This window comes from Burkholderia humptydooensis, from assembly GCF_001513745.1.
Taxonomy (GTDB): Bacteria; Pseudomonadota; Gammaproteobacteria; order Burkholderiales; family Burkholderiaceae; genus Burkholderia; species Burkholderia humptydooensis.
This window is the reverse complement of the sequence record NZ_CP013380.1, coordinates 2,966,450-2,988,787: the sequence shown is the minus strand read 5'-3', so window position 1 is coordinate 2,988,787 and position 22,338 is coordinate 2,966,450. Positions and strand designations below refer to the sequence as shown.

Sequence of the window (22,338 nt, the reverse complement as noted above, 5' to 3'; positions counted from 1 at the left end):
GAACATCGTCATGAAATCACTGTTTCGTCCGCTCATCGTCGTGTTCGTCGTGCTGGCCGCCGTCACGGGGCTCGCGTATCCGGCCGTGATGACGGTCTTCGGGCAGGCCGTGTTCCCGTCGCAGGCGAACGGCAGCCTCGTCGAGAAGGGCGGCAAGGTCGTCGGCTCCGCGCTGATCGGCCAGCAGTTCGACGCGCCGCAGTACTTCTGGGGCCGCCTGTCGGCGACGAGCCCGATGCCGTACAACGCGACGGGCTCGGGCGGCTCGAATCTCGGGCCGCTGAACCCTTCGCTGAAGGATCAGGTGAAGGGCCGCCTCGACGCGCTGAAGGCGGCGGGCACCGATCTGTCGCAGCCCGTGCCCGTCGATCTGGTGACGGCGTCGGCGAGCGGCATCGATCCGGAGATCAGCCCCGCCGCGGCCGACTATCAGGTCGCGCGCGTCGCGCATGCGCGCAAGCTGCCGGAGGCCGACGTGCGCCGCCTCGTCGCCGACAATACGGCGGGCCGCCAGTTCGGCGTGCTCGGCGAGCCGCGCGTGAACGTGCTGAAGCTCAATCTCGCGCTCGACGCCGCGCAGACCGCGCATTGAAGAAGCGCGGCGCGCCGCTCCGAGTTCCGGACGACGCGTTCGACGCGCCGTCCTTTCCTTTTGGGGCGTTTTGGAACGACAATGAAATTCAGCCGCCAACCGGAGACCTCGGCCTCGCATGAACCGTCCCGATCCTGACCAGCTTCTCGACAAGATCCAGCGGGAAGAGGAAAAACAGCAGCGCGGCAAGCTGAAGATCTTCTTCGGCGCGTCGGCGGGCGTCGGCAAGACCTATGCGATGCTGCTCGCCGCGCGCGCGCGCAAGCAGGAGGGCGTCGACGTCGTCGTCGGCATCGTCGAGACGCACGGCCGCAGCGAGACGGCGACGCTGCTCGACGGGCTCGACGTGCTGCCGCTCATGCAGATCGACTATCGCGGCCGCACGATCGGCGAGTTCGATCTCGACGCGGCGCTCGCGCGCCACCCCCAGCTCGTCCTCGTCGACGAGCTCGCGCACTCGAACGTGCCGGGCGCGCGCCACCTGAAGCGCTGGCAGGACGTGTACGAACTGCTCGACGCGGGCATCGACGTCTACACGACCGTCAATGTCCAGCATCTCGAGAGCCTGAACGACGTGGTCGGCGCGATCACGGGCATCCGCGTGTGGGAGACCGTGCCCGACCGCGTGTTCGACGTCGCCGACGAAGTCACGCTCGTCGACCTGCCCGCCGAGGAGCTGCTGAGCCGGCTGCGCGAAGGCAAGGTCTACATGGCGCAGCAGGCCGAGCGGGCGGTGCGCAACTTCTTCCGCAAGGGCAACCTGATCGCGCTGCGCGAGCTCGCGCTGCGCCGCACGGCCGACCGCGTCGACGCGCAGATGCGCGAGTACCGCGCGGACCGCTCGATCCAGCGGATCTGGCAGGCGCGCGAGCGCCTGCTCGTGTGCGTGGGCGCGGGGCCCGAGGCGCCCACGCTCGTGCGCGCGGCCGCGCGCCTCGCGGCGAGCCTGAAGGCCGACTGGCTCGCGGTGTACGTCGAGACGCCGCGGCTCGCGCGGCTGCCCGACGCGATCCGGCAGCGCACGCTCAACGCGTTGAAGCTCGCGGCCGAGCTCGGCGCCGAGACGGCGACGCTCACGGGCGCGGACGCGGTGGCCGCGCTGATCGGCTATGCGCAGGTGCGCAACGTGTCGAAGATCGTCGCGGGCGGCTCGTCGAAGGCGGGCATCCTGCGCCGTTTCTCGCGCCCGTTCGGCGAGCAGCTCGCGGAGCGCGCGGGCGACGTCGACCTGATGCTGATCCGCGCGTCGGCAGGCGAGGACGCGCGCACGCCGCTCGACCCGGGCGCGCGCGCGTGGCGCGACGCGTTCTCGAGCGTCGTCGTCGGCCGCTCGGCGCCGCGCAACTACGGCTACGCGGCCGCGATCTGCGCGCTGATCACGGGCGTCGCGAACTTGCTGCAGGACCATCTCGACCTGACGAACCTCGTGATGCTGTACCTGCTCGGCGTCGTGTTCTCGGCGGTGCGCCTCGGGCGCGGGCCGGGCGTCGTGCAGTCGTTCCTGTCGGTCGCCGCGTTCGACTACTTCTTCGTGCCGCCGCGGATGTCGTTCTCCGTGACGGACACGCAGTACCTGCTGACCTTCTTCGGGATGCTGCTCACGTCGCTCGTGATCAGCCATCTGACGTCGAGCCTCACGCGCGGCGCGGCGCTCGCGCAGCGGCGCGAGCGCCGCACGGGCGCGATGTACGCGATGGCGCGCGAGCTCGGGGCCGCGCTCACGGCCGAGCAGATCGTCGAGATCGGCAGCCGGCACGTGTCCGAGGTGTTCCGCGCGCGCGTCGCGATCCTGCTGCCGGACAGCGGCGACAAGGTCCAGCAGAAGATCGAGAACCCCGACGAGGCGGTGACGATCACGGGCGCGGCGCTCGACATCGACGTCGGCCAATGGGTGTACGACCAGCAGAAGCCGGCCGGGCACGGCACCGACACGCTGCCCGCGGCCACCGCGCTCTATCTGCCGCTGAAGGCGCCGATGCGCACGCGCGGCGTGCTCGCCGTCGTCACGAAGGACCCGGGCGAGCTCGAGGTGCCCGAGCAGCAGCGGATGCTCGACGCGTTCGCCGCGCAGATCGCGCTGGCGGTCGAGCGCGTTCACTACGTCGAGATCGCGCGCGACGCGCTCGTCAACATGGAATCGGAGCGGCTGCGCAACTCGCTGCTGTCGGCGATCTCGCACGATCTGCGCACGCCGCTCACGGCGATCGTCGGCTTGTCGTCGATGCTCGCGAACGCGCGCGGCGCGGCGCGCGGCGGCGGCGGCGCCTCGTCCGCGCGCGAGGACGAACTCGTCGAATCGATCCACGACGAGGCGCTCAGGATGACGGGGATCGTCACGAACCTGCTCGACATGGCGCGGCTGCAGGCGGGCAGCCTGCAACTGAAGCGCCAGTGGTCACTGCTCGAGGAGACGGTCGGCGCGGCGCTCGCCGCGTGCAAGCGCGTGCTCGCGCGTCATCCGGCGCGCGTGCGGCTGCCCGCCGGTCTGCCGCTCCTGCAGATGGACGCGGTGCTGATGGAGCGGCTCTTCGCGAACCTGTTCGAGAACGCGGCGAAGTACACGCCGCTCGACACGCCGATCGAGATCGGCGCGGAGCGCATCATCGACGACAGCCGGCCGTTCGTGCGCGTGTTCGTCGACGACCACGGCCCGGGGCTGCCGGCCGGCATGGAGGCGCGGATCTTCGAGAAATTCACGCGCGGCGAGAAGGAATCGGCGACGCCCGGCATCGGCCTCGGGCTCGCGATCTGCCGCGCGATCGTCGACGCGCACGGCGGTAAAATCGGCGCGCTCAACCGGCTCGGGCCGGATGGCAAGGTCGAGGGCGCGCGCTTCTGGTTCACGCTGCCTGTCGACACGCCGCCGCCCGAACCCGGCGCCGGCGAAGACGTGCCGGAAGACGAAGCGGGCGAAGCTGCGGACGAGGCAGGCGGTGCGGGCGAGGCGGCCGCCGGCGAGCACACGCCCGGCGATCGCGCCGCCGATGCGCGTGAAACTGGCGATCGCGCGCCCGACGAACCCGCCGACCCGCGCGTCCGCGCTGCGCCCGGCCAGGCCGCGCCGGCGTCCGCGCCGCGATGCGACGGCAGCGCGCCGGCACCCGTAGCCAACGAACATCCGCATGCCCATGAGTGAACCGACCGTTACCGTCGTCCTGATCGAAGACGAAAAACAGATCCGCCGTTTCGTGCGCAGTGCGCTCGAGGAAGAGGGGATCGCGGTATTCGACGCCGAGACGGGCCGCCAGGGCCTGATCGAGGCCGCGACCCGCAAGCCCGACCTCGCGATCGTCGATCTCGGCCTGCCGGACGGCGACGGCCTCGACGTGATCCGCGAGCTGCGCGGCTGGTCCGAGATGCCGGTGATCGTGCTGTCGGCGCGCACGCACGAGGAGGAGAAGGTGGCCGCGCTCGACGCGGGCGCGGACGACTACCTGACGAAGCCGTTCGGCGTCTCCGAACTGCTTGCGCGGATCCGCGCGCACCTGCGGCGGCGCAACCAGAGCGGCGCGGCCGAGTCGCCGGTCGTGAGGTTCGGCGACGTGAGCGTCGATCTCGCGCTGCGGCGGGTGTGGCGCGGCGGCGAGATCGTGCATCTGACGCCGCTCGAGTACCGGCTGCTCGCGACGCTCGTGCGGCACGCGGGCCGCGTGCTCACGCATCGCCAGTTGTTGCGCGACGTCTGGGGGCCGACGCACGTCGAGAGCCACCATTACCTGCGGATCTACATGGCGCATCTGCGGCAGAAGCTCGAGGCGGATCCCGCGCAGCCGCAGCACATCGTGACCGAGACGGGCGTCGGCTACCGGCTCGTCGGCACGGGCTGACGCCGCCGCGCCCGTTCTTCCGGCGCCGCGGCGGGCATTTTTCTCTTATGCTGAATGCTCGACAAACAACATGAGGAGGTCAGCCATGCTCGTCCGTCTACTGTTCGGTTGCGCATTGGGCATCGCCGCCGCGACGGCGCTCGCGCAGCCGTTGCCGCCGAATCAGTCGACCACGCTCGCGAATCCGGCGTCGGTGAATTGCGAAAAGCTGGGCGGCAAGGTGGTGATCCACGACGGCCCGCGCGGCCAGTATGGAATCTGCGCGTTCAGGGACGGGCGCGAGTGCGAGGAATGGGCGCTCTATCGCGACGACCGCTGCGTGCAGCTCGATGCGCACGGCTGGCCGATCGCGCAGCGCGACAGGAAACCCGCGTCGAAGTGACGGAGCGGGCCGGCGCGGGCCCGGCCGGCAGGATTGTAAGCCGCTTGTTATACTTTCGCGGCCCGGGGACGACCCTGGGCCGCCGATGTCCAACGGGGACGACCCCATTTGATTCACGGAGAGTCTCCGCATGCCTTGGTTGTGGCTTCTCATCGCCGGTCTGCTCGAAATCGCGTGGGCGGCCGGTCTCAAATCGTCCGAGGGCTTCACGCGCGTCGGCCCGTCCGTCTTCACGATCGTCACCGCGCTCGGCAGCTTCGGCCTGCTCGCCGTCGCGATGCGCGAGCTGCCGCTCGGCACCGCATACGCGGTCTGGACGGGCATCGGCGCCGTCGGCGCGTTCATTTTCGGGATCGTGATGCTCGGCGAAGCGGCGACGTTCGCGCGGATTGCAAGCGCTTCGCTGATCGTCGTCGGGCTCGTCGGCCTGAAGCTGTCGTCGGCGGGCTGAGCGCAGGGTTTGCCCCGCCGTCGGCGCTGCGGCGGTTGCGCGCGGCGCGCGTCTATAATGAAGCGAAATCCATCTGACAACGTCCCGCCGCCGCGCGCGAACCGGCGGGGCAGGCGGGTCGATGGGCCGCTTCGCCCGGGCTCGGGCGCGGTCCGCCCTCGAACCGCGCGCATTGCGCAAGGAGGCAGCACATGGTCGAAGCCATTTCGCTCGGCGCGGGGCTCGCGTGGGCGAGCGGCCTGCGCCTCTATCTCACCGTGCTGATCGCGGGCGTGTTCGCGCGCGCGGGCCTCATCCACCTGCCCGACGCGCTCGCGGTGCTGACGTCGCCGTGGGTGATCGGCGCGGCCGCCGTGCTCGCGGTCGCCGAATTCCTCGCCGACAAGATTCCCGCGTTCGATTCGCTGTGGGACGCGGTCCACACGTTCATCCGGATTCCCGCGGGCGCCGTGCTCGCGGCGGCCTCGCTCGGCCACGCCGATCCCGCGCTCCTCGTGGCCGCGGGCCTCGCGGGCGGCACGCTCGCCGGCTCCGCGCACATCGCGAAGGCAGGCACGCGCGCGCTCATCAACCTGTCGCCGGAGCCGATCTCGAACTGGATCGCGTCGACGACGGAAGACGGGCTCACGGTCGGCGGCCTCGCGCTCGCGTTCTTCGCGCCGCTCGTGTTCATCGCGCTGATGATCGGCTTTCTCGCGTTCTCCGCGTGGGCGCTGCCGCGCCTCTGGCGCGGCGTGTCGGGCGGCTTTCGCGGGATGGCGAACCACATGGTGTCGCGGCTGAATTCGATCGGGAGCAAGCGCGATTGACGGCGGCGGGCAAAACGATGCCGGCCGGCCGCCGCTTCGGCGTCGCCGATCTGCTGCGCCAGGCGGGGCGGATGACGCTGCGCGACTGGCGCGCGGGCGAGTTGACGCTCGTCGCGCTCGCGCTCGTGCTGGCCGTCGCGGCGCTCACGAGCGTCGGCTTTCTCGCCGACAGGCTGCGCCAGGGGCTCGAGCGCGACGCGCGCCGGATGCTCGGCGCGGATTTCGTCGTGCGGGCCGATCATCCGGTCGATCCGGCGTTCGCGCGCGAGGCGCGATCGCTTAGCCTCGCGACCGCGACGACCGCGATCTTCCCGAGCATGGTCGGCGCAGCCAATCCGCCCGATTCTCCTGCCGCCGCGTCCGGTACGTCCGGCGCAAGCGGCGGCTCGCCGCCCGTGCGGCTCGCGGCCGTGAAGGCGGTGTCCACGGGCTATCCGCTGCGCGGCGCGGTCGAGATCGCGCCCGATGCGAACGGGCCCGGTCGCGCCGCCGGTTCGATTCCGGCCCCCGGCACCGTCTGGGTCGACCCGTCGCTGCTCGACGCGCTGCATCTGAAGGTCGGCGGCGCGCTGCGCGTCGGCGGCCGCACGTTCACGATCGGCGCGGCGATCACCCGCGAGCTCGACCGGGGCTTCTCGTTCGTCAATTTCTCGCCGCGCGTGATGCTGCGCGCGGACGAGCTCGAATCGACGGGGCTCACGGGCTACGGCAGCCGCGTCACGTACCGGCTCCTCGTCGCGGGCGACGATGCGGCCGTCGAGCGGTTCGCGCGCTACGCGCATGCGCGCGTCGACGGCGGCAAGCTGCGCGGCGTCGCGCTCGAATCGCTGCAGGAAGGGCAGCCGCAGGTGCGGCAGACGCTCGACCGCGCGCGCCATTTCCTCACGCTCGTCGCGCTGCTGACGGCGCTGCTCGCGGCCATCGCGATCGCGATGGCCGCGCAGCGCTACATGCGCCGCCATCTCGACAGCTGCGCGGCGATGCGTTGCCTTGGCGCGAGCCGGCGCACGCTGTCCGCGCTGTTCGCGATCGAATTCGCGCTGCTCGGCGTCGCGGGCGGCGCGGCGGGCGCGGCGCTCGGCTACGTCGGCCATCTCGTGCTGCTGCGCGCGCTCGGCAGCCTGATCGACGTCGTGCTGCCGCCGCCTTCGGTGTGGCCCGCGGCGATCGGCGTCGCGACGGGGCTCGTGCTGCTGCTCGGCTTCGCGCTGCCGCCGCTCGCGCCGTTGACGCGCGTGCCGCCCGTGCGCGTGCTGCGCCGCGAATGGGGCGACGCCGGCCGCGTCGCGTGGGCGGGCTACGCGGTGGGCATCGCGCTCTTCGCGGCGCTCCTGATCGCGGCGGCGGGCAACCTGACGCTCGGCCTCATCGTCGCGGGCGGCTTCGCGGGCAGCCTCGTGCTGTTCGCGCTCGTCGCGCGGCTCGCGCTGTTCGCGCTCGCGCGGCTCGTGCGCGACGGCCGCGTCGCGGCGGGGCTCGGCTGGCGCTACGCGCTCGCGTCGCTCGACCGGCGCGGCGCGGCGAGCGCGCTGCAGATCACCGCGCTCGCGCTCGGCCTGATGTGCCTGCTCCTCATCGCGATCACGCGCAACGATCTCGTCGCCGGCTGGCGGCAGTCGACGCCGCCCGACGCGCCGAACCAGTTCCTGATCGACATCCAGCCCGACCAGCGCGACGACGTCGTCCGCTATCTCGCGGCGAACGGCATCGCGAATCCGGCGCCGTCGCCGATGGTGCGCGGGCGGCTCGTGTCGGTGAACGGCAAGCGGGTGAATCCGGACGATTACCGGAGCGACGACGCGCGCCGCCTCGTCGACCGCGAATTCAACCTGTCGTATACGACGCAACTGCCCGAAGACAACCGGCTCGTCGCGGGCGACTGGTTCGGCGCATCGAGCGTGCCGCAGATCTCGATCGAAGCGGGGCTCGCGAAGACGCTCGGCGTGAAGACGGGCGACAAGCTGCGCTTCGACGTGACGGGCCTCACCGTCGACGCGCCCGTGACGAGCGTGCGCAAGCTCGACTGGGGGACGTTCCGCGTGAATTTCTTCGTGCTGATGCCGCCCGTGGCGCTGCGCGATTTTCCGGCGACCTACATCACGAGCTTCCACCTGCCGGCCGCGCGGCAGCGCGTGCTCGACGGCCTGATCGCGCGGTATCCGAACCTGACGGCGATCGACGTCGGGCCGATCCTCGCGCAGCTCGAGCGCGTGCTGCTGCAGGTGATCGGCGCGGTGCAGTTCCTGTTCGGCTTCACGCTCGCGGCGGGCGTGCTCGTGCTGTATACGGCGCTCGCCGGCTCGCGCGACGAGCGCGTGCGTGAAGCCGCGCTGATGCGCGCGCTCGGCGCGTCGCGCAGGCAGATCGCCGCCGTGCAGCGCGCGGAGTTCGTCGTCGTCGGCGTGCTCGCGGGCGCGATGGCGGCGGCGGACGCGCTCGCGGTCGGCGCGGTGCTCGCGTCGCGCGTGTTCGATTTCCAGCTCGCGCCCGACCCGTGGCTCGTGCCGGCCGGCATCGCGGCGGGCGTCGCGTGCGCGGGCGCGGCGGGGTGGCTCGGCCTGCGCGGCGTGCTGCGCAGGCCTGCGCTGCAGTCGCTGCGCGATGCATGAAGCGCGCGCTCGCGGTATCTTCGGGCGATCCGCTCGTTCATTTCCTGATTTGTTTTTCGATTCGACCGATTTCCGTATGACCGATGTCACCGATGACGCGCCGTCGCAACCGACGGCGTTCGAACTCGTGGTCGGCGAGGCGCGCGTGCGCGAGCTCGTCGACCGCTTCTACGACCTGATGGACCTCGAACCCGAATTCGCCGGCATTCGCGCGCTGCATCCGCCGACGCTCGACGGCTCGCGCGACAAGCTGTTCTGGTTCCTGTGCGGCTGGCTCGGCGGGCCCGATCACTACATCGAGCGCTTCGGCCATCCTCGGCTGCGCGCGCGGCATCTGCCGTTTCCGATCGCGTCGGCCGAGCGCGACCAGTGGCTGCGCTGCATCGCGTGGGCGATGCAGGACGTGGGGCTCGGCGAGCCGCTGCGCGAGCGGCTGATGCACTCGTTCCACGACACGGCCGACTGGATGCGAAACCGTCCCGGTTGAAATTCCGGTACGCTTGCCGTGCGCGCCGCGCGCAATTGTGCCTGTCGCGGCGCGCGCGGCGCACCGCATACTGATCGCCCCGATCACCGATAACGACATCCGAGACGCCCCATGGCTACTCAAGCCCTCTTTCGCGAAGACGCTTATTTGGCGCGTTGCGACGCGGTGGTCACCGCCGTCGACGAAGCCGGCATCCACCTCGATCGAACCGTGTTCTATCCGCTCGGCGGCGGCCAGGCGGGCGATACCGGCACGCTGACGCTCGCGGGCGGCGCGACGCTTGCCGTCGCCGACACGCGCAAGGCGAGGTTCGACGGCGCGACGCCCGACGACGCGGTGCACGTGCTCGCGCCGGGGCAGGCGCCGCTCGCTTCGGGCGTGAGGCCGGGCGATGCGGTCGTCGCCGAAATCGACTGGGCGCCGCGGCACCGCCGGATGCGGCTGCACACGGCGAGCCATCTGCTGTGCGCGGTGCTGCCATACCCGGTCGACGGCTGCAGCGTGACCGCCGATTACGTGCGGATCGATTTCGCGACGGTCGAGCCGATCGATCGCGAGCTCGTGGAGGCGCGCCTTGCCGAACTCGTCGGCGGCGCGCATCCGGTGACGACCGAATGGATCACCGACGACGAAATGGCCGCGCGCCCGGAACTCGTGCGCACGATGAGCGTGAAGCCGCCGATGGGGCTCGGGCGCGTGCGCCTGCTGCGGATCGAAGGCGTCGATCTGCAGCCTTGCGGCGGCACGCATGTGCACAACACGGCGGAGATCGGCGCGCTGCGCGTCGCGAAGCTCGAGAAGAAAAGCGCGCGCACGCGCCGTCTCGTGCTGGAGCTCGCATGACGGCCCCGCACGCGGGCGGCGGCGTGTGCGAAGCCGCGGCGCGCGATCGGGCGTCGCTCGATCCCCGCGCGCGCGACGTGCTCGATTTCTGGTTCGGCGCGCCCGACGATCCGGCGTTCGGCACGGCGCGCAAGATGTGGTTCGGCGGCGGCCCGGCGTTCGACGCGCAACTGCGCGAGCGATTCGGCGCGCTCACCGACGCGGCGAAGGCGGGCGAGCTCGACGCATGGGCGCGCACGCCGCTCGGCGCGCTCGCGCTCATCGTCGTGCTCGACCAGTTCTCGCGCAACATCCATCGGGGCACGCCGCTCGCGTTCGCGGCCGACCGCGCGGCGCTCGCGCATGCGAAGGCGCTCGTCGCGTCGGGCGGGGACCGCGCGCTGCCGACGGGGCACCACCGCGCGTTCGCGTATCTGCCGTTCGAGCACGACGAGTCGCCCGACAGCCAGCGCGAGGCGGTGCGGCTCTGCGCGCAGATCAAGGACGAAGCGGGCTGCGCCGGCTATCACGGCTACGCGCTGCGCCATGCGGTCGTGATCGAGCGTTTCGGGCGTTTTCCGCATCGGAACGCGCTGCTCGGCCGGCCGTCGACCGACGCGGAAGTCGCGTTCCTGAAGGAGCCCGGCTCGTCATTCTGAGCGCGCGCCGCCGTGAGCGCGAGCGCGGCGGCGCGTGCCCGATGCGCACTCGATCCGCCCGCTGTCGCTGCGAACGACGCGGTCCGCCGCGAGGCGGGGGGATCGAAGCATGTGCGAGCGATTCGACATCGATCGCGCGATTCATTGCCGTTATTGCGTTGCTATCGTGAGTTCCACCGATGACGGGCGGCCGCGGACGAAGGCCCGACCACCCGCCTCCAACCTTGCGAGGCCGATACCATGTCCGAACTGCTCGACCTGACTGCTTGCTCGCTTTCCGAACGGTTCAAGAACCGCAGCGCGACGCCCGCCGACTACGCGGACGCGCTGCTCGACCACATCGCCCGTTGGGAGCCGCATCTGAACGCGCTGTGCCGCTTCGATCCGGCGCAAGTGCGCGAGCAGGCGCTCGCGGCGACGCGCCGCTGGGCCGCGGGCGCGCCGCTCAGCGAGATCGACGGCGTGCCGGTGACGATCAAGGAGCTGATCGCGACGCAGGGCGATCGGGTGGCGCACGGCTCGGCCGCGGCCGCCGACGCGCCGCCCGCGACTGTCGACGCGCCCGCCGCGGCGCGGCTGCGCGAGGCGGGCGCGATCGTGATCGGCAAGACGACGGTGCCCGATTACGCAATGCTGTCGTCGGGGCTGTCGAGCCTGTACGGCATCACGCGCAACCCGTGGCGGCTCGATCTGAATCCGGGCGGCTCGAGCAGCGGCGCGGCCGCGGCGGCGGCCGCGGGCTACGGGCCGCTGCACGTCGGCACCGACATCGGCGGGTCGATCCGGCTGCCGGCCGGCTGGTGCGGGATCGTCGGCTTCAAGCCGTCGAACGGGCGGATTCCGATCGATCCGTACTACACGGGCCGCTGCGCGGGGCCGATGACGCGCACGATCGACGATGCCGCGCTGCTGATGCGCTTCCTGTCGCGGCCGGACTGGCGCGATGCGACGAGCCTGCCGCCCGAGGCGATCGACTGGTCGATCGCGCCGGCGGACGTCAAGGGCATGCGGATCGGCCTGATGCTCGACGCCGGCTGCGGAATCGCGCCGGAGCCGGAGATCGTCGCCGCGGTGGAAGCGGCGGCCGGGCACTTCGCCGCGCACGGCGCGCGGATCGTCGCGGCGCCGCCCGTGCTGTCGCGCGCGATGCTCGACGGCCTCGACCGTTTCTGGCAGGCGCGGCTATGGGCGGATCTCGAACGGCTGCCGGCCGCGGCGCGCGAGCGCATCCTGCCGTATATCGTCGCGTGGGCGGGGCAGGGCGCGTCGGTGTCCGGCATCGATGCGGTGCGCGGCTTCGGCGCGACGTTCGAGATGCGCGCGGCGGCCGCGCGCCTGTTCCAGGCGGTCGACGCGGTGCTGTCGCCAACCAACGTCGTCGCCGGCTTCCCGGCCGAGTGGGCAGGGCCGACCGACGATCCGGCGCGGCCGTTCGAGCACATCGCGTTCACGGTTCCGTGGAACATGGGCGAGCAGCCGGCGCTGTCGATCAACTGCGGCTTCGCGCGCAACGGGATGCCGATCGGCCTGCAGATCGTCGGGCCGCGCTTCGCCGACCGGCTCGTGCTGCAGCTCGGCCGCGCGTATGAGGCGTGGCGCGGCGAGATGCCGCGCTGGCCGGCGCCGCCGCGACGGTGCGACTGAACGCGCCGTGTGCCGTGTGCCTCCGTGTGCCGCCGCGCGCTTTCAGCCGGCTCCCGCGCCGTCTTTTCGTTTTTTCGCCTGTTCATCGTGATGCCGCCCGCGGTTCTGACGCCCATGCCTTTTGCGCCGCTCGCACCGCTCGCGCCGCACCCGCGGCCGGTATCGTCGTCGCTTCGATCGAGGACGCTTCATGGAAGACCTGCTTGAACCCGCTTGCCCACCGGCACCCGAGCGGCCGGCCGGCATGATCGACGCGGCCGGCGCGGCCGCGACGCGCGCCGGCGCCCGCCGCAACGTCGCGGCGGTTGCGCTCGGCAATGCGGTCGAATTCTTCGACTTCGGCGCTTACGCGACTTTCGCGGTGATGATCGGCCACGCGTTCTTTCCGGCGAAGAGCCCGTTCGTGAGCCTGCTGCTGTCGGTGTCCGTGTTCGGGCTCGGCTTCGTCGTGCGGCCGCTCGGCGCACTCGTGATCGGCGCGTATGCGGACCGGGCGGGCCGCAAGCCCGCGATGATGCTGACGCTCGTGATGATGGCGGTCGGCACGGGCGCGATCGCCGTGCTCCCGGGATACGAGACGATCGGCGTCGCGGCGCCGATCCTGCTCGTCGTCACGCGGCTGGTCCAGGGGCTCGCATGGGGCGGCGAGGCGGGGCCCGCGACGACCTACATTCTCGAAGCCGCGCCGCCTGGGCGGCGCGGCGCGTACGCGTGCTGGCAGGTCGCGACGCAGGGCTTCGCGGCGGTCACGGCGGGGCTCGCGGGCTATGCGCTGACGCTCGCTCTGCCCGAAGCCGACCTGTACGCGTGGGGCTGGCGCGTGCCGTTCGCGCTCGGCCTGCTGGCGCTGCCGATTGGCGTCTACATCCGCCGCCGGCTGTCCGACACGATCGACGCGCACCGCGCGTACGGCTCGACGCGCGACATCCTGCGCGAGCTGAGCGCGCGGCATCGGCGGCCGATCGCGGTCGGCCTGATGATTCTGCTCGGCAGCACGATCACGCAGTATTTCCTCAACTACATGACGACGTTTGCGTTGACCGAACTGCATCTGCCGGGCGGCGTCGCGATGCTCGCGACGTTTGCGACGGGCGCGGCGCTCGCCGTGGGCTCGCTCGCGGGCGGCAGCCTGTCGGATCGCGTCGGCCGCCGTGCGGTCCTGATCTGGCCGCGCGTACTGCTGTTGCTGCTGATCTTTCCGGCATTGCAATTGATCGTCTCGCGTCCGACGCCCGCCGTGTTCCTCGTCACGCTGGCCGTGCTGTCCGGCCTGCACGGCATGAGCGGCGCGGCGCTCATCGTGCTGATCGCCGAGAGCTTCCCGCAGCGCGTGCGCTCGACGGGATTCTCGATCGTCTACGCCGTCGCGGTGTCGTTGTTCGGCGGCACCGCGCAGAGCATCGTCGCCTGGCTCATCGGCACCACCGGCAACCCGATGGCGCCGACCGGTTATCTGCTCGTCGCGAACGCGATCTGCATCGCGGCCGGCTGGCTTGCCGCCGAGACCTGGCCGGGCAGGCGCAAGCCCGTTATGAGCGTGAGCGGGCCCTAGCCGGCGCGGCGTCGGCGCGTGCCGCGCGTGCCTGGGAGGCGATCCTGCGCGACGGCATGGGCTGCCGCGCGCCGCGGGCATCAAGGATGGGCGACGGTTGCCGCGGTCGGCGTGCGCACGTAGACGCGCAGCATTTCCTGATCGTCGCCGGGCCGGGCGCCTGCCCAGAACGGCTTCCATTCGGCGCCGAGCTCGGGCGGGTTCGCGCGCGTGCCCTGCACGATGAGCCACGTGCAGGCGCTCGCATTCGGCTGCGCGACAGGCTGGTGAAGCACGCCGGAGAAGTAATAGAGCATCGGCGCTTCCGATTCGCCGAGATTGACGCTCGCCATGCAGTCGCCGTCGTTCCATTCGAGCGCGAGCCGGCGATTCAAATCTTCGAACACCGAACGATAGCTCTTCGCGACGTCGAGCCACGGCAGCAGCAGCGTGTAGACGAGCCCCCACGCGACGAGCGCGCCCATCGCCCACGACAGCGCGCCGCGCCACTTGCCAGCGAGCCGCAGCGACGGCAGCAGGCCGACCCAGCCGATCGTGATCGCGAGCGCGGACAGCACGAGCGCGGGCTCGATCGGCATCGTCCAGTCGAGCGGCAGCCAGCGGCCGAGCCATTGCAAGCCGACGCGCGGGCCATTGTGATCGGACATCAGCGACCAGACGATCCACACGAGCGCCACGGCGATGCCGAACAGCATCCGGCTCGCATAGTCCCACGCGGTATGCAGCCGCTGCGGCAGGCGCGGGATCGCCTGCGCGGCGACGAGCGCGAGCGGCGCGATGAACGGCAGGATGTACAACTGGCGCGACGTCGCGGAGATGTGCAGCACGACCATTCCGACGCCCGTGAACGCAAGCGGCAGCGCGACGCGCGGCGCGCGCCAGTCGCGCCAGAGGCCGCGCGCGAGTGCGACGAGCGCGAGCGGCGCGGCCGGAAAGCCGAGCGTCAGCAGCGCGCGCCAGATGAAGAGCGGCTTGTCGTTTTCGGCGCCGAGCGTCGGCACCGAGAAGCCGAAGAAGCGCCCGACGTTGTTTTCCCAGAACCAGACGAGGAACAGCGATTCGGAGCGCAGGAACAGCGCGGTCGGCCAGATCAGCGCAAACGGCGCGCACACGAGCGCGGCGATCGCGAGCGAGCGGAAGAACGCGCGGCTGCGGCAGGCCGGGTAGAGAACGAGCGTCGCGGCGAGCGTCGCGCCGAACACGAGCGGCACGAAGAGGCCCTTCGACATCAGCGCGACGCCGACGCCCAGGCCGAAGAGAGCGGCCGCGAAGCGGTTCGCGGGCGGGTGGGCGGCCTCGGCGCCGTTCGCGCCGCCGGCGTGCCGGATCACGAGTTCGAGCAGCCCGCAAAAGCCCATCGCGGTGCCCGCCATCAGCGCGACGTCGGTCATCAGGTCGTGCGAATGCTTGATGACGACGAGCGAGCCCGCGCACAGCGCGACGGCGCTGACCACCGGCAGTTCGAGCCAGCGCGCAGCGCCCGTCGCGATGCGCGCGGCGCGGGCGGTGAAGCCGAACGCGAGTGCGGCGAACAGCGCGCTCGCGAGCCGTGCCGCGTCGTGCAGCGGCAGGTAGCGGGAAAAGAGCCACGCGAGGCCGGTGGCGACCCAGTCGTACAGCGGCGGTTTTTCGAGGAACGGCTGCCCCGCGTTGGTCGGCACGACGAAGTCGCCGCTTTCGAGCATGTGCTGGATGATGCCGAACGTGTAGGTTTCGTCCTGCTTCCAAGGATCGTGGCCGAGGACGCCCGGCAACAAGTACGCGCAAAGCACGGCCGCGGCGACGAGCCACGCGCGCAATCCGGCGAGCGGCGTGCGGTCCGCCGCCGCGCCGCGCGATCCGGCGGCTGTTCCCGCGGCGCCGGGCGCGGCGGCGGCGAGCGCCACGGCGGACGGCGAGCGCGAATGATTTTCGGGCGGGCCGGCGTGATGTGCGGAAGCGGGCGCGCGCCGGCTGCCGGGCGTGGCATTTCCCTGCATGCTGGGTGATCTCTTCGTGTGTGCCGGCCGGACTGCGTGGGTCCGGCCGATTTCGGGCCGCGAGAGGGCGGGAGCGATGTGCGCGGCATACGCCGCAGTCGCCGTTAGTAAACCACGGGACTGTTACGAACGTTTACGGAAATTGTGGAGAAAATCTGTAAAGAGTGCAGAGAATTGTGAAGTTTTGTATGCGGGCGCGAGGAACTTTCGTAGCGCGAAACATTGCGGGCCCGGATGGCGCGGCGGCTTGCCGGAAAGGATAAGACTGGCGGACGTCGGCGGCGGGCGCGGCGCGCCGCCGCCCGCGCGTCAGCGCCCGCCGCCGACGTCGAGCAGCGCGCCCGTCACGTACGACGCCGCGTCGCTCAGCAGCCAGACGATCGACTCGGCGACCTCGTCGGCGTCGCCTGCGCGTCCGAGCGGCGTCTGCACGCCGAGCCGCTCGGCACGGCCGGGCTGGCCGCCGCTCGCATGGATCTCGGTCGCGATGAGGCCCGGGCGCACCGCATTCACGCGCACGCCGTGCGGGCCGAGCTCCTTCGCGAGGCCGAGCGTCAACGTGTCGACCGCGCCCTTCGACCCCGCATAGTCGACGTACTCGTCCGGCGAGCCGAGCCGCGCGGCGATCGACGACACGTTGACGATCGCGCCGCCCGCGCCGCCGCGATCGGTCGACAGCCGCCGCGCGGCCTCGCGCGCGCACAGATACGCGCCGAGCACGTTGGTGTCGAACACGCGTTTCAGGCGCGCGGCGTCCATGTCGGCGAGCGGCAGCGACGGCGCGACGATTCCCGCATTGTTGACGAGCGCGTCGAGCCGGCCGAACGCGGACTGCAATGCGTCGAACATGGCGATCACGTCGGCTTCGTTCGCGACGTCGCCGCGCACGACGCACGCTTGCGCGCCCGTGGCGCGCACCGCGTCGGCGGTCGCGTCGGCGGCTGCCGCGTCACGTGCGTAGTTGATGCCGACTGACCAGCCGCGCGCGGCGGCGAGAAGCGCGGTCGCGCGGCCGATGCCGCGGCTCGCGCCGGTGATGAGAACGACTTTGGCGGACGGATTCGTCATTGCTTGGACCTCGGCCCGGGCGCCTCGCGCGTGCACGAAGCGTCGCGCCGGCTCACGCGTCCTGCTCCGACACGAACGTCCATTTGTCGCGCGCGGGCGGACGATACCGGGCGAGCTGATCGATGAGCGCGTCGGGTGCGGCGTCGATGCACAGCGCGTCGAAGTACGTGCGCTGCATGAAGCCTTCGTCGACGGTGTGCTCGAGGAGCGCGATGAGCGGCTGGTAGAACGCGTCGACGTTATAGAGCGCGACGGGCTTGCGGTGATAGCCGAGCTGCGCCCACGTGTAGACCTCGAAGAACTCCTCGAGCGTACCCGCGCCGCCCGGCATCGCGACGAACGCGTCCGCGAGCTCGGCCATCATCTTCTTGCGATGATGCATGTCGGGCACGACGTGCAGCTCGGTCAAGCCGGTGTGGCCGACTTCCTTGTCGTAGAGCAGCTCCGTGATGACGCCGATCGCGCGCCCGCCCGACACGATCACTTCATCGGCGATCACGCCCATCAGGCCGACGCGCCCGCCGCCGTAGACGAGCGTGAGGCCGGCGTTCGCGAGCGCGCGGCCGAACGCGCGCGCCGCTTCCGTGTAGACGGGCTTCACGCCGTTGGCCGAACCGCAATAGACGCAGACGCTCTTCATTGCTTCGCGTCCTTGCGCGGCGAACCGTCGCGCGGCGGCAGGTAGTCGTGGAACTCGCGCTTCGGCAGCTTGCCCGATACGAGATCGTCGAAGATCTGCCGCGAGCGGCCGCGCAGATACGGCGCGATCACCGAGATCACGTGCATGCTGACCTGATGCAGCTCCTCGCGAATCGCGTCCTGATCGTTGTACTTGCGCGGATGCATCACGTATTGATACGACAGCCAGTAGGTGGCGATCACGGCCATGTTGGTCGCGATCACCTCGATCTCGGCGGGCGTCGCGACGAGCTCGCCGTCGGCCGCGAGCAGCTCGCACATCTCGCGCGCGAAGCGGACCTTGTGGCTGATGATCTGCTTGAAGTGCGTTTCGAGCGTGCGGTTGCGCGCGAGCAGATCGTTCAGATCGCGATAGAGGAACCGATAGGTCCACATGAAGTCGGCCATGTACTGCAGGTACGACCACGTTTCGTCGATCGTCGGCCGATGATCTTCGGGAAAACGCAGGCGCCGTTCGATCTGCTGTTCGAACTGCGCGAAGATGCTGTTGATGATGTCGTCCTTGTTGCGGAAATGGTAGTACAGGTTGCCTGGGCTGATTTCCATTTCCTCGGCGATCGTCGTCGTCGTGACGTTCGGCTCGCCGATCTCGTTGAAGAGTTTCAACGACAACTCAAGTATCCGTTCGCGCGTGCGGCGGGGAGGTTTCGCTTCCATGTCGTCCGGCCCTGTGTTTGCCGGACAGGCGGGCGCTGCCAATACTGCTGCGTGAATCGTAGTCCGGCTCGGGTTGCTGTTTTGAAGGCTGTCGGGCGATTATAAACCGCTACCTTGCGCGTCCGGCGTATTTCGTCATCGGGGCATACCCGGCGGTGCTGCGTCGCACGCAAGCGCAAAACGCCGCGCCCCGTCTAGCCGGCGAGCTTGTGCCAGACGAGCGGGCCGAGTATGAGGCCCCAGGTGGCCACGCACGCGCAGAGCGCGACCGTGACGGCCGCGCTGCCGAGATCCTTCGCGCGCTTCGACAACTCGTGGCGCTCGAGCGAGATCCGGTCGATCGCCGTCTCGACGCTCGAGTTCAGCAGCTCGACGATCAGCACGAGCAGCACGGTGCCGATCAGGAGCGCACGCGACGCCGGCTCGACGGGCACGAACGCGGCGATCGGCAGCATGATCGCCGCGAGCGTGAGCTCCTGCCGGAACGCGCTCTCTTCGCGGATCGCGACGCGAAAGCCGTTGTATGAATTCTTGAGCGCGTACCACGCGCGCATCAGGCCGCGATTGCCCTTGTATGGGTTGTGCGGCAGCGCGAGCGGATCGTCCGGGCCGAGCGGCTCGTGCGGTTCGGGCGGCTCGTGCGTTTCAGACGGCGCGAGGCGGACGTGGGCGGGACGCGTCGCGCCGGCAGATGCGGCCGGCTTTCGCGACGAGCCGGCAGAGGGCGCTTTCGCGCGCATGGCTGGTTTCAAACGGCTGCGCCTTCGGTGTGTGGGCAGGCGGATTTCGGCAGCGGCTTCAGGTGCGATGCGAACTGCTCGGACGCCGCGCGCCACGAGAAGCGCTCGGCCCACGCGCGCGCATGCGGCCGAGCGATCTTCAGCGCCTCGAGGCATGCTTCGCGCAGGTCGTCGTTCATCGCGCCCGCGCCGCTGCTGCCGAGCACGTCGACGGGCCCCGTCACCGGATACGCGGCGACGGGCGTGCCGCACGCGAGCGCCTCGAGCAGCACGAGCCCGAACGTGTCGGTGCGGCTCGGGAACACGAACACGTCGGCCGCCGCGTATACCTTGGCGAGCTCCGCCTGCGTCAGCACGCCGAGGTAATTCGCCTCAGGATAGCGCGATTTGAGCTCGGCGAGCGCGGGCCCTTCGCCCGCGACCCATTTCGAGCCGGGCAGGTCGAGCTTCAGGAACGCCTCGACGTTCTTCTCGATCGCGACGCGGCCGACATACAGGAAGATCGGCCGCGCGGTGTTGAGTACCTTCGATTCCATCGGCTGGAAGACGTCGAGATCGACGCCGCGGGTCCACAGCACGACGTTGTCGAAGCCGAAGCGCTCGAGGTCGTCCTTGACGACGGGCGTCGGCGCCATCACCGCGAGCGACGCGCCGTGGAACCACCGCAGGAAGCGGTAGGTCGCCGACAGCGGCACGCCGAAGCGCGCCTGCACGTACTCCGGAAAGCGCGTGTGGTATGCGGTCGTGAACGGCAGCTTGCGCGCGCGCGCGTAGCGGCGCGCGGCGAGCCCGAGCGGGCCTTCCGTCGCGATGTGCAGCGCGTCCGGCTCGAACGCGCTCAGGCGCTCGCGCAGCCGCCGGTACGGCAGGATCGACAGGCGGATTTCGGGATAGGTCGGGCAGGGCACCGTGCGGAATTCGAGCGGCGTGACGAGCTCGACGCGGTGGCCGAGCGCGGTGAGCTCGCGCGCGGTGCTCTTGAGCGTGCGCACGACGCCGTTGACTTGCGGCTCCCACGCATCGGTGACGATCATGATTTTCATCGCAGGCAGTCCTAGAGGGGATCAGGCGGTGGCGGCTTTGGTCTTGCGCGACAGCGCGGCGGGCGGCGTGCGCATCACGGTCCAGTAGACGACCTTCAGTTCGCCCTCCATCGTCTCGACGAGCGCGGACAGGCTTTCGACCCAGTCGCCGTCGTTGCAGTACAGCACGCCGTCGATGTCGCGGATCTCGGCCTTGTGGATATGGCCGCAAACGACGCCGTCGCAGCCGCGGCGGCGCGCTTCGTCGGTCATCACTGCTTCGAACGACGAAATGAAGTTCACGGCGTTCTTCACCTGGTGCTTCAGGTATTGCGACAGCGACCAGTACTGGAAGCCGAAGCGGCTTCTGATCCGGTTGAACCAGCGGTTCAGCACGAGGATCAGCGTGTACAGCGTGTCGCCGAGATAGGCGAGCCATTTCGCGTGCTGGATCACGCCGTCGAACAGATCGCCGTGCACGATCCACAAACGTTTGCCCGTGAGCGTCGTGTGGAACGCCTCGCCGCGCACGTGGATCTCGCCGAACGCGAGATCGCAGAACTGGCGCGCGGCTTCGTCGTGGTTGCCGGGAATGTAGACGACTTGCGTGCCCTTCCTCGCCTTGCGCAGGACCTTCTGCACCACGTCGTTGTGCGCCTGCGGCCAGTACCAGCCTTTTCTGAGCTGCCAGCCGTCGATGATGTCGCCGACGAGGTACAGGTACTCCGATTCGTTGTGCTTGAGAAAATCGAGCAGGTAGCCGGCCTGGCAGCCGCTCGTGCCGAGGTGGATGTCCGACAGCCAGATCGTCCGGTAGCGGTGCGACGCGGGCTCGTTGTCGTCGTGCCGCGTGGCGCTCGCGGCGGGAGGGCGGGCCGGCGCGAGCGTGTCGCTCGCCGCCGAGCCGGACAGGAAAGCGCTGGCGGCGTGCAGGCCAGCAGGATCACGAAAGAAGGAGGTCGCGGACGTTTTTTTGCCCATGCATGACTCGCGCCGGTTGACGTTATCGGCATTGCGCCATGCGGGCGTGACTGTACCGTGACAGTCACGAGACGTTCTTATTACGGGGAATCAGCCGCGGCGGGGCGCGTCGACGATGCGGGTGCCGGCGAGGCGGTCGTGCGGGAACTGGCGGCTCGGGTGCAGGCGCGCGGCGAGCGCCCACAGCACGAACCAGACGGCCGCCGCGGCGAGCGTGCGAGGCACCGGGAAGCCCGCGAGCGGGTGCAGCGCGAGGGGCGGCAGGAACCACAGCCAGCCGAGCGCGTAGCGCACGAGCGCGCGGCCCGCCGACAGCGGCGCGCCGCGCGCGGTCTCGACGCGCAGCCGCCACGTTTTCATCGGCAGCGTCTGGCCGCCGTGCGTCCAGAACCAGACGAAGTACGCGCCGACGACGAGCGCGATCCATCCGGCGAGCAGGTTGTGATGATCGAGGCCGTTGCGCTGCTGCAGCGTCACGCCGAACGCGAGGCCCGCGAAGAACACGACGCCGAAGAGCAGCAGGCCCTCGTACGCGAGGGCGGCAAGCCGGCGGCGCACGCTCGGCGGCGGAGGCTCGGACGGGAGCGCGGGCGCTGTCACGAAGAGGCTTACGAGCCGTTGAAGAGCGACGGCGCCTCGGACGGCGAGACGGGCGTCGGCGCGGGCGGCGTGGCGGCGCCCGTCGTTGCGGCCGACGCCGGCACGGGCGCCGCGGCCGGCGCGCTCGCTGCGGGCGGCGCGATGCTCGCGGTGGGCGCGCTCGCCGGATGGCGGTCGTGCGCGTTGACGAGCCGGTTGATGTCGCGGTCGGTCTTGCCGGTGGGCGGCGCGCTGACGACGGTCGGCCGGCGCCGGCGCTCGGCCGCGGCGAGCTTTTCCTTCTGCTCGGGCGATAGCTGCTGGTAAGCTTTCCAGGCTTTTTCGCGGGCCTGCGCGGACAGGTCCTTCGACACCAGATAGTTCTCGCGCGCGACGCGGCGCTGCTCGGGCGTCATCCGGACCCACTCGGTCATCCGTTCCTGCAGACGCTTTTGCGCATCAGGCGACATTTTCGGGAAGCGCGCCGCGATCTTCAGCCATTTGCGCTTGCGCTCGTCGCTGAACGAATCCCATTGATTCGCGAACGGCGCGAGCGCGACGCGCTGCTGCGGCGTGAGGCGCGCCCAGGAGAGCGGGCCCGACGGCGGCAGCGGCGGGAAGTCGGTCGACAGCGCGATCGCGGCCGATGCGATAGCGGGCGCACTCGCCGCCGCCACCGCGGCCGGTTGTGGGTGAAAGCGCGGGTAGGTGGCGGCGTACGCGACGACGAGCGCGATCACGCAACCGAAAAAGACAGCCAATCCCCGTTTTTGACTCAC

At 70.6% G+C, this 22,338-nt stretch carries 21 protein-coding genes; 12 read left to right on the top strand and 9 right to left on the bottom strand.

Features of this window, described 5'->3' with window-relative positions; translation table 11 throughout:
- Positions 1–10: 10 nt before the first annotated feature.
- The 12 genes from kdpC to AQ610_RS13260 all read left to right on the top strand — a co-directional run bounded on the left by kdpC (position 11) and on the right by AQ610_RS13260 (position 13,834).
- Positions 11–592: a potassium-transporting ATPase subunit KdpC gene (gene kdpC / locus AQ610_RS13315; RefSeq protein WP_006025065.1), complete on the top strand. Its 582-nt coding sequence runs from the start codon at positions 11–13 to the stop codon at positions 590–592.
- A gap of 118 nt (positions 593–710) precedes the next feature.
- Positions 711–3,728, top strand: a complete 3,018-nt coding sequence (locus AQ610_RS13310; protein ID WP_006025067.1) for a DUF4118 domain-containing protein — start codon at positions 711–713, stop codon at positions 3,726–3,728.
- A complete protein-coding gene (kdpE, locus tag AQ610_RS13305) occupies positions 3,721–4,419 on the top strand; it encodes a two-component system response regulator KdpE (protein WP_009911757.1) in 699 nt (232 codons plus the stop codon). The genes AQ610_RS13310 and kdpE overlap by 8 nt, the downstream gene beginning before the upstream one ends.
- Positions 4,420–4,504: 85 nt before the next feature.
- On the top strand, positions 4,505–4,801 hold the full coding sequence (locus tag AQ610_RS13300; RefSeq protein WP_009911758.1) for a putative hemolysin: 297 nt from the start codon (positions 4,505–4,507) through the stop codon (positions 4,799–4,801).
- Positions 4,802–4,931: 130 nt separating this feature from the next.
- Positions 4,932–5,252 (top strand): quaternary ammonium compound efflux SMR transporter SugE, encoded by a 321-nt coding sequence (sugE, locus tag AQ610_RS13295; RefSeq protein WP_009911759.1) that lies wholly within the window; start codon positions 4,932–4,934, stop codon positions 5,250–5,252.
- A 191-nt stretch (positions 5,253–5,443) separates the two neighbouring features.
- Positions 5,444–6,061: a DUF4126 domain-containing protein gene (locus tag AQ610_RS13290; RefSeq protein WP_006025071.1), complete on the top strand. Its 618-nt coding sequence runs from the start codon at positions 5,444–5,446 to the stop codon at positions 6,059–6,061.
- On the top strand, positions 6,058–8,670 hold the full coding sequence (locus tag AQ610_RS13285; RefSeq protein ID WP_006025072.1) for an ABC transporter permease: 2,613 nt from the start codon (positions 6,058–6,060) through the stop codon (positions 8,668–8,670). Before AQ610_RS13290 ends, AQ610_RS13285 begins: the two co-directional genes overlap by 4 nt.
- A 76-nt stretch (positions 8,671–8,746) precedes the next feature.
- The gene (locus AQ610_RS13280) at positions 8,747–9,157 is read left to right on the top strand and encodes a group II truncated hemoglobin (RefSeq protein WP_043282105.1); all 411 of its coding nucleotides are present in this window, start codon (positions 8,747–8,749) and stop codon (positions 9,155–9,157) included.
- A 111-nt stretch (positions 9,158–9,268) separates the two neighbouring features.
- Positions 9,269–10,000: an alanyl-tRNA editing protein gene (locus AQ610_RS13275; protein ID WP_009911767.1), complete on the top strand. Its 732-nt coding sequence runs from the start codon at positions 9,269–9,271 to the stop codon at positions 9,998–10,000.
- Positions 9,997–10,638, top strand: a complete 642-nt coding sequence (locus tag AQ610_RS13270; RefSeq protein ID WP_009911768.1) for a DUF924 family protein — start codon at positions 9,997–9,999, stop codon at positions 10,636–10,638. The genes AQ610_RS13275 and AQ610_RS13270 overlap by 4 nt, the downstream gene beginning before the upstream one ends.
- 240 nt (positions 10,639–10,878) lie before the next feature.
- Positions 10,879–12,282 (top strand): amidase, encoded by a 1,404-nt coding sequence (locus tag AQ610_RS13265; protein ID WP_006025076.1) that lies wholly within the window; start codon positions 10,879–10,881, stop codon positions 12,280–12,282.
- Positions 12,283–12,526: 244 nt separating this feature from the next.
- The gene (locus tag AQ610_RS13260; RefSeq protein ID WP_043282108.1) at positions 12,527–13,834 is read left to right on the top strand and encodes an MFS transporter; all 1,308 of its coding nucleotides are present in this window, start codon (positions 12,527–12,529) and stop codon (positions 13,832–13,834) included.
- A gap of 80 nt (positions 13,835–13,914) precedes the next feature.
- Here AQ610_RS13260 and AQ610_RS13255 read toward each other — a convergent pair whose 3' ends face one another.
- The 9 genes from AQ610_RS13255 to AQ610_RS13215 all read right to left on the bottom strand — a co-directional run bounded on the left by AQ610_RS13255 (position 13,915) and on the right by AQ610_RS13215 (position 22,338).
- Entirely contained in the window at positions 13,915–15,813 is a 1,899-nt protein-coding gene (locus tag AQ610_RS13255) for an ArnT family glycosyltransferase (RefSeq protein WP_006025078.1), read from the bottom strand.
- 309 nt (positions 15,814–16,122) lie between these two features.
- Positions 16,123–16,881, bottom strand: a complete 759-nt coding sequence (locus AQ610_RS13250) for an SDR family oxidoreductase (RefSeq protein ID WP_006025079.1) — start codon at positions 16,879–16,881, stop codon at positions 16,123–16,125.
- 52 nt (positions 16,882–16,933) lie between these two features.
- Positions 16,934–17,521, bottom strand: a complete 588-nt coding sequence (locus tag AQ610_RS13245) for an LOG family protein (RefSeq protein ID WP_006025080.1) — start codon at positions 17,519–17,521, stop codon at positions 16,934–16,936.
- Complete coding sequence (locus tag AQ610_RS13240; protein ID WP_006025081.1) at positions 17,518–18,237, bottom strand: TetR/AcrR family transcriptional regulator; 720 nt, start codon at positions 18,235–18,237, stop codon at positions 17,518–17,520. Before AQ610_RS13240 ends, AQ610_RS13245 begins: the two co-directional genes overlap by 4 nt.
- A gap of 194 nt (positions 18,238–18,431) precedes the next feature.
- Positions 18,432–18,977 carry a diacylglycerol kinase gene (locus AQ610_RS13235; RefSeq protein ID WP_006025082.1) on the bottom strand — a complete coding sequence of 182 codons (546 nt, stop codon included), beginning with the start codon at positions 18,975–18,977 and terminating at the stop codon, positions 18,432–18,434.
- An 8-nt stretch (positions 18,978–18,985) separates the two neighbouring features.
- A complete protein-coding gene (locus AQ610_RS13230) occupies positions 18,986–20,020 on the bottom strand; it encodes a glycosyltransferase family 4 protein (protein ID WP_009911780.1) in 1,035 nt (344 codons plus the stop codon).
- Between the two features lie 21 nt (positions 20,021–20,041).
- Positions 20,042–20,980 carry a UDP-2,3-diacylglucosamine diphosphatase gene (locus tag AQ610_RS13225; RefSeq protein ID WP_006025084.1) on the bottom strand — a complete coding sequence of 313 codons (939 nt, stop codon included), beginning with the start codon at positions 20,978–20,980 and terminating at the stop codon, positions 20,042–20,044.
- Positions 20,981–21,070: 90 nt separating this feature from the next.
- Positions 21,071–21,580, bottom strand: a complete 510-nt coding sequence (locus AQ610_RS13220; protein WP_043282110.1) for an RDD family protein — start codon at positions 21,578–21,580, stop codon at positions 21,071–21,073.
- 8 nt (positions 21,581–21,588) lie between these two features.
- Entirely contained in the window at positions 21,589–22,338 is a 750-nt protein-coding gene (locus AQ610_RS13215; protein WP_015601828.1) for a DUF3106 domain-containing protein, read from the bottom strand.

Excerpts from the sequence above, each read along its gene's own strand:
- kdpC (WP_006025065.1), top strand. The coding sequence starts at position 11 with ATGAAATCACTGTTTCGTCCGCTCATCGTCGTGTTCGTCGTGCTGGCC.
- AQ610_RS13310 (WP_006025067.1), top strand. The coding sequence starts at position 711 with ATGAACCGTCCCGATCCTGACCAGCTTCTCGACAAGATCCAGCGGGAA.
- kdpE (WP_009911757.1), top strand. The coding sequence starts at position 3,721 with ATGAGTGAACCGACCGTTACCGTCGTCCTGATCGAAGACGAAAAACAG.
- AQ610_RS13300 (WP_009911758.1), top strand. The coding sequence starts at position 4,505 with ATGCTCGTCCGTCTACTGTTCGGTTGCGCATTGGGCATCGCCGCCGCG.
- sugE (WP_009911759.1), top strand. The coding sequence starts at position 4,932 with ATGCCTTGGTTGTGGCTTCTCATCGCCGGTCTGCTCGAAATCGCGTGG.
- AQ610_RS13290 (WP_006025071.1), top strand. The coding sequence starts at position 5,444 with ATGGTCGAAGCCATTTCGCTCGGCGCGGGGCTCGCGTGGGCGAGCGGC.
- AQ610_RS13280 (WP_043282105.1), top strand. The coding sequence starts at position 8,747 with ATGACCGATGTCACCGATGACGCGCCGTCGCAACCGACGGCGTTCGAA.
- AQ610_RS13275 (WP_009911767.1), top strand. The coding sequence starts at position 9,269 with ATGGCTACTCAAGCCCTCTTTCGCGAAGACGCTTATTTGGCGCGTTGC.
- AQ610_RS13270 (WP_009911768.1), top strand. The coding sequence starts at position 9,997 with ATGACGGCCCCGCACGCGGGCGGCGGCGTGTGCGAAGCCGCGGCGCGC.
- AQ610_RS13265 (WP_006025076.1), top strand. The coding sequence starts at position 10,879 with ATGTCCGAACTGCTCGACCTGACTGCTTGCTCGCTTTCCGAACGGTTC.
- AQ610_RS13260 (WP_043282108.1), top strand. The coding sequence starts at position 12,527 with ATGATCGACGCGGCCGGCGCGGCCGCGACGCGCGCCGGCGCCCGCCGC.
- AQ610_RS13255 (WP_006025078.1), bottom strand. The coding sequence starts at position 15,813 with ATGCAGGGAAATGCCACGCCCGGCAGCCGGCGCGCGCCCGCTTCCGCA.
- AQ610_RS13250 (WP_006025079.1), bottom strand. The coding sequence starts at position 16,881 with ATGACGAATCCGTCCGCCAAAGTCGTTCTCATCACCGGCGCGAGCCGC.
- AQ610_RS13245 (WP_006025080.1), bottom strand. The coding sequence starts at position 17,521 with ATGAAGAGCGTCTGCGTCTATTGCGGTTCGGCCAACGGCGTGAAGCCC.
- AQ610_RS13240 (WP_006025081.1), bottom strand. The coding sequence starts at position 18,237 with ATGGAAGCGAAACCTCCCCGCCGCACGCGCGAACGGATACTTGAGTTG.
- AQ610_RS13235 (WP_006025082.1), bottom strand. The coding sequence starts at position 18,977 with ATGCGCGCGAAAGCGCCCTCTGCCGGCTCGTCGCGAAAGCCGGCCGCA.
- AQ610_RS13230 (WP_009911780.1), bottom strand. The coding sequence starts at position 20,020 with ATGAAAATCATGATCGTCACCGATGCGTGGGAGCCGCAAGTCAACGGC.
- AQ610_RS13225 (WP_006025084.1), bottom strand. The coding sequence starts at position 20,980 with ATGGGCAAAAAAACGTCCGCGACCTCCTTCTTTCGTGATCCTGCTGGC.